General features: G+C 75.8%; 2 protein-coding genes. Both read right to left on the bottom strand.

What is annotated here, in order from left to right:
* Positions 1–4 precede the first annotated feature (4 nt).
* Positions 5–10,375 carry an SDR family NAD(P)-dependent oxidoreductase gene (locus V6V16_RS21800; RefSeq protein WP_334564803.1) on the bottom strand — a complete coding sequence of 3,457 codons (10,371 nt, stop codon included), beginning with the start codon at positions 10,373–10,375 and terminating at the stop codon, positions 5–7.
* A 41-nt stretch (positions 10,376–10,416) separates the two neighbouring features.
* The gene (locus tag V6V16_RS21805; RefSeq protein WP_334564804.1) at positions 10,417–11,826 is read right to left on the bottom strand and encodes a carboxyl transferase domain-containing protein; all 1,410 of its coding nucleotides are present in this window, start codon (positions 11,824–11,826) and stop codon (positions 10,417–10,419) included.
* Positions 11,827–11,857 lie beyond the last annotated feature (31 nt).

Consider the following 11,857-nt stretch of genomic DNA (forward strand, 5'->3'; position numbering starts at 1 on the left):
ACTGTCATGAGATCCCCAGTTCGCTGTCGATGAGAGCGAAGACCTCGTCGTCGGTCGCGGCATCAAGATCGCCGCCGGTGGATGCCGACTCGCCGCCCAGCTTCGACAGCACGTCCCGCAGCCGCAGCGACAACCGGGTACGGGACTGCTCGTCGACGGTCGGCAGGACCGCCTCGAGGCGGTCGAGTTCGGCGAAGGCGGCCAGCACCGCGTTGGTGTCACCCGCCTCGCCGGAGAGTTCGGCACGCAGGTGCGCGGCCAGGGCGTTCGACGTCGGGTGGTCGAACACCAGCGTCGCGGAGAGCCGCAGCCCGGTCGCGGCGCTCACCCGGTTGCGCAGCTCGACTGCGGTCAGGGAGTCGAAGCCGAGCTCGTTGAACGGCCGGTCGGCGGCGAGCGCGGCCGGGTCGGGGTACGCCAGCACGCCTGCCACGTGGGTGCGGACCAGGTCGAGCAGGATGGCCTCGGCCTCCTCGGCGTCCCGGCCCGCGAGCCGCTGCCGCAGCGCGTCGACCGCGCCCGCGTCGGACTCGGTCACCCGCTTGGCGGGTACCCGGACCAGGCCGCGCAGCAGCGGCGGCACCATTCCCGCGGCGGCGCGGTCGCGCAGCGCCCGGTGGTCGAGCCGGACGGGCGCCACCATGCCCTGGTGCGACAGCGCCGCGTCGAACAGGGCCAGTGCCTCCTCGACGGAGAGCGCGTCGACGCCCGAGCGCGACATCCGCCGCAGGTCGGCCTCGGTCAGCTGCTCCGCCATGCCCGCCTGCTCCCAGCGGCCCCAGGCCAGCGACACCCCCGGCTGGCCGTTCGCCCGCCGGTGCTGGGCGAGCGCGTCCAGGTAGGCGTTGCCGGCGGCGTAGTTGCCCTGGCCGGGCCCGCCGAGCACCCCGGAGACCGAGGAGAACAGGACGAACGCCGTCAGGTCCCCGGTCAGCCGGTGCAGGTTCGTCGCGGCGTCGACCTTGGGCCGCAGCACCCGGTCGACCCGCTCGGGGGTGAGCGAGGAGAGGACGCCGTCGTCCAGGACACCCGCCGTGTGCACCACCGCGCGTACCGGGTGTGCGGCGAGCAGCGCGGAGAGCGCCGCGGAATCGGCTACGTCGCACGCGGCGACGGTGACCTCGGCCCCGAGGGCGACCAGTTCGGCACGCAGCTCGGCCGCGCCCTCGGCGGCGGGGCCGCTGCGGCTGACCAGCACCAGCTCGCGCACGCCGTGCCGGCTGACCAGGTGCCGGGCGACGAGCCGGCCCAGCACGCCGGTGGCGCCGGTGACCAGGACGGGCCCCTCGATCCCGGTCTCCGGGGCGTCGGCGACGACAGCGGCGCGCGCCAGGCGGGGCACCAGGACCCCGGCGCCGCGGACGGCCAGCTGCGGCTCGACGGAGCCGAGGGCGGCGGGCAGCCCCGGGCCGGCGTCCTGGTCGACGTCGACCAGCACGAACCGGTCGCCGTGTTCGGACTGCGCGGAGCGGATCAGGCCCCACGCCGCGGCCCCGGCCAGGTCGGTGACGTCGGCGTCGGCGCGGGTGGCCACCGCGCCGCTGGTCACCACGGCCAGGCGGGAGGTGCCGAACCGCTCGTCGGCGAGCCACTGCTGGGCGAGGGCGAGAACCTGGTGGGTGGCCGCCCGCGCCCGCACGTCCTCCGTCGCACCCCGTTCCGGGGCGCACCGCGCCACCACCACCTCGGGCACCGCGGCGCCGGCGTCGACGGCCTCGGAGAGGGCCGCCAGGTTCGGGTACGTCGGCCCGTCGAGGCCGCCGATCGCGTCCCCGAGGACCGCGACGGTACGCGGTCGGGGCGGCTCGGTCAGCGGCGTCCACTCCAGGTGCAGCAGCGACTCGTGACGGTCGCGGCGGAGTGCGGCGAGCTGCTCCGGCGACACCGGGCGCACCGCCAGCGCCTCGACCGAGGCGACCGGGGCACCGGTCGCGTCGGCCAGGGTGATCGCCGCCGTGCCGTCACCGGGCACGATGTGGGCCCGCAGCCGGGTGGCGCCCGTGGCGTGCAGGGTGACCCCGCGCCACGAGAACGGCAGCACCGGTGCGCCGTCGCCGGTCGCCGCCGCCGCGTGCAGGGCGGCGTCCAGCAGCGCCGGGTGCAGGCCGAAACGGCCGGCGTCGTCGTGCGCCTGCTCGGGCAGAGCGATCTCCGCGAACACCTCGTCCCCACGCCGCCACGCCGCCGTCAGCCCCTGGAAGACCGGGCCGTAGCGGAGGCCGCGCGCGAACAGGTCGTCGTACGTCGTGGAGACGTCGACCGGTTCCGCGTCCGGCGGCCAGGCCCGCAGGTCGGCGCCGGTGGCCTCGACCGGAGTCAGCCGGCCCAAGGCGTGGGTCGTCCACCCGTGCTCGTCCTCGGCCCGCGAGTGGACGCTGACGTCCCGCCCGCCGTCCGGCGCGGGTTCGCTCACGGTCAGCCGCACCTGGACGCCGCCGGAGTCCGGCAGCACCAGCGGTGCCTCCAGCGTCAGCTCCTCGACCCGCGGGCAGCCGAGCTCGCGGCCGGCGTACGCCGCCAGCTCCACCAGCGCCGCACCGGGCAGCAGCACCAGGTCCGCGACCGCGTGGTCGGCCAGCCACGGGTGGGTGGTCGACGCGAGTCGGCCGGTGTACACCGCGCCGCCGTCGGGCAGTTCGACCGTCGCGCCCAGCAGCGGGTGGTTCGTCCGTGTCTGGCCCAGCCCGCTCGCGTCGCCGGTGCTGGCGCCCGGCCGGGGCCAGTACGGCTGGTGTTGGAACGCGGAGGTGGGCAACTCCACCGTCCGGCCCGGCACCACCGTGGACCAGTCGATGGTCGTGCCGCGTACCGCGAGCCGGGCGAACGCGGCGGCGACGCTCTCGGTCTCGGCGCGGCCCTTGCGGCACACCGGGATCCAGGCGCCCTCGGCCACGTTCCGGCCGAGCGCGGTCAGCACCGCGTCGGGACCGATCTCCAGGAAGGTGGTGGCCCCGGAGGCGGACAGCGTGGCGACCGCGTCGGCGAACCGGACGGGTTCGCGTACCTGTCGCACCCAGTAGTCGGCGTCGAGCGTGGCGACCTGGCCCGTCACCGTCGAGACCAGCTCGATGGTCGGCTCCCGGCACTCCACCTGCGCGACGACCGCGCCGTACTCGTCGAGCATCGGGTCCATCAGCGGCGAGTGGAACGCGTGCGACACGGTCAGCCGCCGCGTCCTGCGGCCCCGCCCGCCGAGCTGTTCGGCCACGGCGAGGGTGGCGGCCTCCTCGCCGGAGAGCACCACCGACTCCGGCCCGTTCACCGCGGCGATCGCCACGTCGTCGGACAACAGCGGCGTGACCTCGTCCTCCGTCGCCCGCACCGCCACCATCGCCCCGCCGGCCGGCAACGCCTGCATCAACCGGCCCCGCGCCGCCACCACCTTCGCCGCGTCGGCCAGCGACCAGACACCCGCCACGTGTGCCGCGGCCAGTTCGCCGATCGAGTGCCCGGCCACGAGGTCGGGCCGCACGCCCCACGACTCGAACAACCGGAACAGCGCCACCTCGACCGCGAACAACGCCGGCTGCGTCCAGCCGGTCTGGTGCAGCTCTTCGGTGTCCCAGACCTCCCGTAGCGGCCGGTCGAGATGCCGGTCCAACTCGCCGCACACCTCGTCGAAGGCCCGCGCGAAGACCGGGAACGCCATCAGCTCCCGCGCCATCCCGACCCGCTGCGCCCCCTGGCCGGTGAAGACCATCGCGAGCCTTCCGCCGTCGGCCGTGCCGGTCACCACCTCGTCGCCGAGCAGCACCGCGCGGTGCGGGAAGCCGGCCCGACCGGTGGCGAGCGTGTACGCGACGTCGACCGGGCGCAGCGCCGGGTCCGCGCCGACGTGGGCGCGTAGCCGCGGGATCTGCTCCCGCAGCGCCTCCTCGGAGCGGGCGGAGAGCAGCCACGGCGTGAACGGGACGTCCGGCTCGTCGGCCGGGGCCTCCGGCTCGACCTGTTCCAGCACGACGTGGGCGTTGGTGCCGCTGATACCGAAGGACGACACGGCGGCCCGCACGGGCCGCTCGGCGGCGGTGAGGGGCACCGCGGCCGAGGCGAGGCGTACCGCGCCCGCCGTCCAGTCCACGTGCGGCGAGGGCTCGTCCACGTGCAGGGTCGGCGGCAGCAGGCCGTGCCGCAGCGCCAGCACCACCTTCATGACGCCGGCCACCCCGGCGGCGGCCTGGGTGTGCCCGAGGTTCGACTTGACCGAGCCGAGCAGCACCGGCGTCGCCCGCTCCTGGCCGTAGGTGGCGAGGATGGCCTGTGCCTCGATCGGGTCGCCCAGGGTGGTGCCCGTGCCGTGCGCCTCGACGACGTCGACGTCGGACGGGGAGAGCCGGGCGTCCGCCAGGGCGGCCCGGATCACCCGCTGCTGGGCCGGCCCGTTCGGCGCCGTGAGCCCGTTCGAGGCGCCGTCGGAGTTCACCGCCGAGCCGCGGACCACGGCCAGCACCGGGTGCCCGTGGCGGCGGGCGTCGGAGAGCCGCTCGACCACCAGCACGCCGACGCCCTCCGAGAGCGACGTGCCGTCGGCCGCGCCCGCGAACGACTTGCACCGCCCGTCGGGGGCGAGGTTGCGCTGCCGGGAGAACTCCAGGAACGGATTCGGCGTCGACATCACCGACACGCCGCCGGCGAGGGCGAGGGAGCACTCCCCGTTGCGCAGCGCCGAGACGGCGAGGTGCAGGGCGACCAGCGACGACGAGCAGGCGGTGTCGACGGTCATCGTCGGGCCCTCCAGCCCGAGCGTGTACGAGATCCGGCCCGAGATCACCCCGCCGGAGTTGCCGGCGGCCAGGAAGCCGTCGACCGACTCGGCGGAGTCGCCGAGCACAGTGGTGTAGTCGTTGTACATGACGCCCGCGTAGACGCCGGTGCGGCTGCCGCGCAGCGCGGTCGGGTCGATGCCGGCGCGCTCCAGCGCCTCCCACGACGTCTCCAGCAGCAGCCGCTGCTGCGGGTCCATCGCCAGCGCCTCACGGGGGGAGATGCCGAAGAAGCCGGGGTCGAAGTGGGCCGCGTCGTAGAGGAATCCGCCCTGGTCGACGTAGCTGGTGCCCGGCTTGCCCGGCTCGGGGTCGAGCAGCGCGTCGAGGTGCCAACCCCGGTCGGTGGGGAACGGGCCGATCGCGTCGCCGCCGCCGGCCAGCAGCCGCCACAGGTCCTCCGGGTCCCGCACGCCGCCGGGGAAACGGCACGCCATCCCCACGATGACGATCGGCTCGTGGTCGTGCCGGTCGGGCGTGACGTCCGTCGTCGCGGCGCGCGCCCCACCCACCTGCTGCACCAGGTAACCGGCCAGCGCCTCGGGCGTCGGGTAGTCGAACACCAGCGTCGCGGGCAACCGCAGCCCGGTCGTCGCGCTGAGCTGGTTACGCAGGTCGAGCGCGCTGAGCGAGTCGAAGCCGAGCTCCTTGAAGGCGCGGCCCGCCGGCAGCCGGTCAGCCCGCGCGTAGCCGAGCACGGACGCGACCCGGGTGAGCACCACCTCCAGCACCACCTCGTGCCACCGCTCGGCGGGCACCTCGGTCAGCCGCCGGGCCAGCGAGGAGCCGCCCACGGCCCGGCGGGCCGGGGCGCGGACGAGGCCGCGCAGCAGCGCCGGCGGCTCGACGTCGCCCCGACTGAACACGGTCAGGTCCATCGGCACCGGCGCCAGCAGCGCGTCGGCCGACCGGATCGCGGCGTCGAAGAGCGCCAGGCCGTCCTTGCTGGACAGCTCGCCCATGCCAATGCGCGCCAACCGACCCAGCTGCGCGCCGTCCACGTCGGCGGTCATCTCGCTGCGCTCGGCCCACAGCCCCCAGGCGAGCGAGTGGGCGGGCAACCCGGCGGCCCGCCGCCGCGCGGCGAGCGCGTCGAGCAGCGCGTTGGCCGCCGCGTAGGCGCCCTGGCCGGCGCTGCCGAAGATGCCGGCGGCCGAGGAGAACAGCACGAAGGCGGTCAGCTCGCCGGCCAGTTCGTGCAGGTGCCACGCCGCATCGAACTTGGGGCGCAGCGCGGTGGCCAGCCCCTCGGGGGTGAGCGTGGGGATGGTGGCGTCGGCCATCACACCCGCGGTGTGCACGACGCCGGTGACCGGGTGCGCCGCGAGCAGCGCCGCGACCTGGTCCCGGTCCGCCATGTCGCACGGCACCACCGTCACGATGGCGCCCAGGTCGGCGAGTTCGTCGCGCAGCTCGACCGCGCCGTCGGCGGCCAGCCCGCGGCGGCTGGTCAGCACCAGTTCGCGTACGCCGTACTCGGTGACCAGGTGGCGGGCGACCAACGCGCCGAGGGTGCCGGTGCCCCCGGTGACGAGCACCCGGCTGTCCGGGCCGAACGCGGCGGGCCCGGCGGCGTCGGAGTCGGGTACCCGGGCCAGGCGGGGGGCGCTCACCACGCCGTCGCGGATGGTGAGCACGGGCTCGCCGCTCGCCAGTGCCGCGGCGACCAGGGCGTCCGCCGTCTGGTCGGCCTCCAGCAGGACGATCCGCTCCGGGTTCTCGGCCTGCGCGGCGCGCACCAGGCCCTGGACCGCCGCGCCGGCCAGGTCGTCCGGGCGGGTCACCACGACGAGTCGGGTGTCGGCCAGGTCCGGTGCGGCGAGCCACTGCTGGATGGCCCCCAGCGCGTACTCGGTCAGCTCGGACGCCGCCGCGACGCCGGGCGCGTCGGAGAGGCACGGCAGGAACAGCGTGTCGGCGGTCGCGTCGGCCAGCGCCACCGGCGGCGCGTCGAAGACCGGCGTGCTGCCCAGCGTCTGCCAGGTACCTCGCTCGGCCGGCCCGACGGCCAGCGGCGACCGGTCCAGCCGGAACAGCGACTCGACGAAGCCGCTGCGCCCCCGCAACGCCTGCGGGGCCACCGGGCGTACGGTGAGCGCCGCCACGGAGGCGACCGGGGCGCCCACGTGGTCCGCCAGGAGCAGGGCGGCGCTGTCCGCCCCCGTCCTGGTGAGCCGGACGCGCAGGCTCGTCGCGCCCGTCGCGTGCAGCGTCACCCCGGCCCAGGAGAACGGCAGCCGCGGCGCACCGTCCCCCGCGTCGGCGGCGAGGGCGTGCAGGGCGGCGTCGAAGAGCGCCGGGTGCAGGCCGAAGCCGTCGGCCTCGATGCCCTCCGGCAGAGCCACCTCGGCGAACGTCTCGTCGCCCCGCCGCCACGCGGCCCGCAGGCCCTGGAAGACCGGACCGTACTGGAGGCCGAGCCCGGCGAGCCGGTCGTACAGGTCGCCGAGGTCGACGGCCTGCGCGTCGGCGGGCGGCCACTCGACGAGGCGCTCCCCCGCGTCGGTGGCGGCGGCGAGGACGCCGGTCGCGTGCCGGGTCCACATGCCGACCGTCGCCTCGGTGTCGGTCTGGCCGTAGACGCCGAACGCGCGGCGACCGTCCTCGTCCGGTGCCTCGACGGTGAGCCGCAGCGCCACCCCGCCCTGCGCCGGGACGACGAGCGGGCTGGTGATGACGAGTTCCTCGACGGTCGGGCAGCCGACCTCGTCGCCGGCGCGGACGGCGAGTTCGACGAGCGCCGTGCCGGGCAGCAGGACGGTGTCCAGGACGGCGTGGTCGGCCAGCCAGGGGTGCGTCTCCGGGCTGATCCGGCCGGCGAGCACGACCAGCTCCCGCTCCGGGACGGTGAGCGCGGCCCCGAGCAGCGGGTGGCCGACGACGTCGATGCCCAGGCCGCGGGCGTCCACGGCGGAGGCCGCGGCGAGCTGCCAGTACCGCTGGTGTTGGAACGGGTACGTCGGCAGCGGGGCCGGTACGCCGTGGGTGTGCCGGGACCAGTCGACGGCGACGCCGCGCACGTGCGCCTCGGCCAGGGAGAGCAGGAACCGCGACAGCCCGCCCTCGTCGCGCCGCAGCGATCCGACCAGTGCGGCCGGGGTGTCGGCGCGGTCCAGGATCTCGCGCACCCCCATGCCGAGCACCGGATGGGGGCTGATCTCGACGAGGACGTCGTGCCCGTCGGCGAGGAGGCGGTCGACCGCCTCCTCGAAGCGGACCGTGCCGCGCAGGTTGGTGTACCAGTAGCCGGCGTCGAGGGTGGCGGTGTCGACGACCGCGCCGGTGACGGTGGAGTACAGCGGCACGTCGGCGCCGCGCGGCCGGACGTCGGCGAGGACGCTCAGCAGCTCGTCCCGGATGGCCTCGACCTGCGCGGAGTGCGAGGCGTAGTCGACCGGGATCATCCGCATCCGTACGCCGTCGGCCTCGCACGCGGCCAGTAGTTCCCGCAGGGCGGCGGGCTCGCCGGAGACGACGGTGGCGGCCGGCCCGTTGACGGCGGCGATCGAGATCCGGTCGTCCCACGGGGCGATCCGCGCCGCCACGTCCGCCCGGGGCGCCGCGACCGATGCCATGCCGCCGCGTCCCGCCAGACCGGCGGCGATCGCCCGGCTGCGCAACGCGACCACGCGGGCGCCGTCGTCGAGGGAGAGCGCGCCGGCGACGACGGCGGCCGCGATCTCGCCCTGCGAGTGCCCCACCACGGCGGCGGGCTCGACGCCGTACGACCGCCACAGCGCCGCCAGCGACACCATCACGGCGAACAGCACGGGCTGCACCACGTCCACCCGGTCGAGCGACGGCGCGCCGGGCACCCCCCGGACGACGTCGAGCAGCGACCAGTCGGTGAACGCGTCCACGGCCTTCGCGCACTCGTCCATCCGGGCGGCGAACACCTCGGCGGTCTCCATCAGCTCGACGGCCATGCCCACCCACTGCGAGCCCTGGCCGGGGAACATGAAGGCGACCCGCGGCTCGTCCCCGAGCGCGGTGCCGGCGGCGACGGTGGGCGCGGGTTCGCCCGCCGCGACGGCGGCCAGGCCGGCCCGCAGCTCGGCCGGGTCCGCGCCGACCACGACCGCCCGGTGCTCGAACCGGCTGCGCGCCGCCAGGGCGGCGGCGACCTCCGCCAGGGCGGCGGAATGCCGGTCGAGGTGGGTCGCCAGCCGGGCGGCCTGCTCGCGCCGGGCGTCGGGGGTACGCCCGGAGAGCACCCAGGGCACCGGCCCGGTCGCCCCGGTGTCGGGCTGCGCGGCGTCCGGTACGTCGTCGGAGGCGGGCGGCTCCTCCAGGATCACGTGGGCGTTGGTGCCACTCACGCCGAACGACGAGACGGCGGCGCGGGACGGCTCACCGCCGCGGGGCCAGTCGACCGCCTCGGTCAGCAGGGAGACCGCGCCCCTGCTCCAGTCGACCTGCGCGCTCGGCGCGTCCACGTGCAGCGTCTTCGGCAGTATCCGGTGCCGCAGGGCGAGCACCATCTTGATGACCCCGCCGACGCCGGCGGCGGCCTGGGTGTGGCCGATGTTGGACTTGATCGAGCCGAGCCAGAGCGGGCGCTCCCGTTCCTGGCCGTAGGTGGCGAGGATGGCCTGGGCCTCGATCGGGTCGCCCAGGGTGGTGCCGGTGCCGTGCGCCTCGACCACGTCGACCTGTTGGGCCGACAACCGCGCGTTGGCCAGCGCCGCCCGGATCACCCGCTGCTGCGCCGGCCCGCTGGGGGCGGTCAGGCCGTTGGAGGCGCCGTCCTGGTTGACGGCCGTGCCGCGGACGACGGCGAGCACCCGGTGGCCGTTGCGGCGCGCGTCGGAGAGCCGCTCCACCACCAGCATGCCGACCCCCTCGGACCAGCCGGTGCCGTCGGCGGCGGCGGCGAAGGACTTGCACCGGCCGTCCGGCGACAGGCCCCGCTGCCGGGAGAACTCCACGAACGTCTCGGGGGTCGCCATGACCGTCACCCCGCCGGCCAACGCCAGCGAGCACTCGCCGCCGCGCAGCGCCTGGGCGGCGAGGTGCAGGGCGACCAGCGACGACGAGCACGCCGTGTCGAGGGTGACCGCGGGGCCCTGCAGCCCCAACGCGTACGCCACCCGGCCGGAGGCGATCGCGCCCGTGGAGCTGTTGCCCGCGTAGTCGTGGTACATCATCCCGGCGAAGACACCGGTGGCGCTGCCCCGCAGGGACACCGGATCGACGCCGGCGCGCTCCAGCGCCTCCCACGACGTCTCCAGCAGCAGCCGCTGCTGCGGGTCCATGGTCAGCGCCTCGCGCGGGCTGATCTCGAAGAACTCCGCGTCGAAGTCCCCCGCGTCCGGCAGGAAGCCGCCCTCGCGGGTGTAGGACTTTCCGGCCACGCCCGGCGTCGGGTCATACAGCTCGGCCACGTTCCAGCCACGGTCGGTGGGAAAGGGGCCGATTCCGTCGCGTCCGGCGGCGACCAGCTCCCACAGGTCCTCCGGGGTGCGCACCCCGCCCGGGTACCGGCAGGCCATGCCGACGATGGCGATGGGCTCGTGCGCCGCCTCCTCGGCGTCACGCAGCTTCCGCCGCGTATCGCGCAGCTCGGCTGTCGTCCGCTTGAGGTAGTCGAGCAGCTTTTCCTCGTTGTCGGGCATCGACGTCACTCCAGGGGCGGACCGGTCAGGGGATCGGGGTGCTAGAGCGGGATGTTCCCGTGCGTGCCGCGCCGCCGGGCTGGGCCGGCGGCGTCGGCGAAGACGGAGACGAGGCGGGCGCGGGTGTGCTCCGGGCGGACGACCTCGTCGACCACGCCGAGGTCCAGCGCCCGGCCGAGGCCACCGGCGACCCGCCGGTGCTCCTCGACGAGTCGCGCGACGAGTTCGGGCCGGCCGGTCTCCTCGGTCGCGGCGATCGTCCTGCGGTGCAGGACGCCGACGGCCGCCTCGGCGCCCATCACGGCGACCTCGGCGTCCGGCCAGGCCAGCACCGACGTCGCGCCGAGCGCCCGCGAGTTCATCGCGATGTAGGCGCCGCCGTACGACTTGCGGGTGATCAACGTGACGCGCGCGACGGTGGCCTCGGCGAAGGCGTACAGCAGCTTGGCCCCGCGCCGCACCACCCCGCCCCACTCCTGCGCGACACCGGGCAGGTAGCCGGGGACGTCGACCACCACGAGCAGCGGTACGCCGAGACCGTCGCACATCCGCACGAAGCGGGACGCCTTCTCGGCCGCGAGCGAGTCGAGGCAGCCGCCCTTGCGCAGCGGGTTGTTCGCCACGACGCCGACTGTGCCGCCGCCCAGCCGGCCGAGGCCGACGACCATGTTGGGTGCCCACTTCGGCTGGAGTTCCAGCAGGTCCGCGTCGTCGAGCAGCGCGGTCAGCAGCGGCCGGACGGGGTAGGCGCGCACCGGCGAGTCCGGCAGCAGCGCCCGCAGGTCGCGCGGCGCGCCGGCCCGGGCCGGGTCGAACGTGCCGGGCCGGGACAGCAGTGCCACCAGTCGCCGCGCCTGGTGGTAGGCGTCCTCCTCCGAGTCGGCGGGCACGTGCGTCACGCCCGACCGGCGGGAGTGCGCCTCCGGCCCGCCCAGCCCGGCCATGTCGATCTGCTCGCCGGTGACGCTGCGCACCACGTCCGGCCCGGTGATGAAGATCCGGCCGGCGGGCGCCTGGACGACGATGTCGGTGAGCGCCGGACCGTACGCGGCGCCGCCCGCCGCCGGACCCAGCACGACCGAGATCTGGGGTATCCGCCCCGACGCCCGCACCATGGCCGCGAAGATCGCGCCGATGCCGTGCATCGACTCGACGCCGCCCGCGAGCTTCGCCCCGCCGGAGTGCCACAGGCCGATCACCGGCACGCCCTCGGCGAGCGCGAGCTCGACGGCGTCACGGATGCGCAGGCACTCCGGCAGGCCCAGCGCCCCGCCCTTGACGGTCGCGTCCGTGCAGAAGGCGACCACCTTCTCGCCGGCGATCCGGCCACGGGCCACGGTGGCGGCGACGCCGTCCGGTTCGTGCAGCAGGGTCAGGGAGTCGTGGTCCAGCAGCCGGGGCAGCCGGCACAGCGGGTCACGGGTGTCCCGCTCGCTGATCACCGCGGTCATCGGTGATCAGCTCACCCGGCGCTCATGGCCC

The organism is Micromonospora sp. CPCC 205561, assembly GCF_036906775.1.
Classification (GTDB): domain Bacteria; phylum Actinomycetota; class Actinomycetes; order Mycobacteriales; family Micromonosporaceae; genus Micromonospora.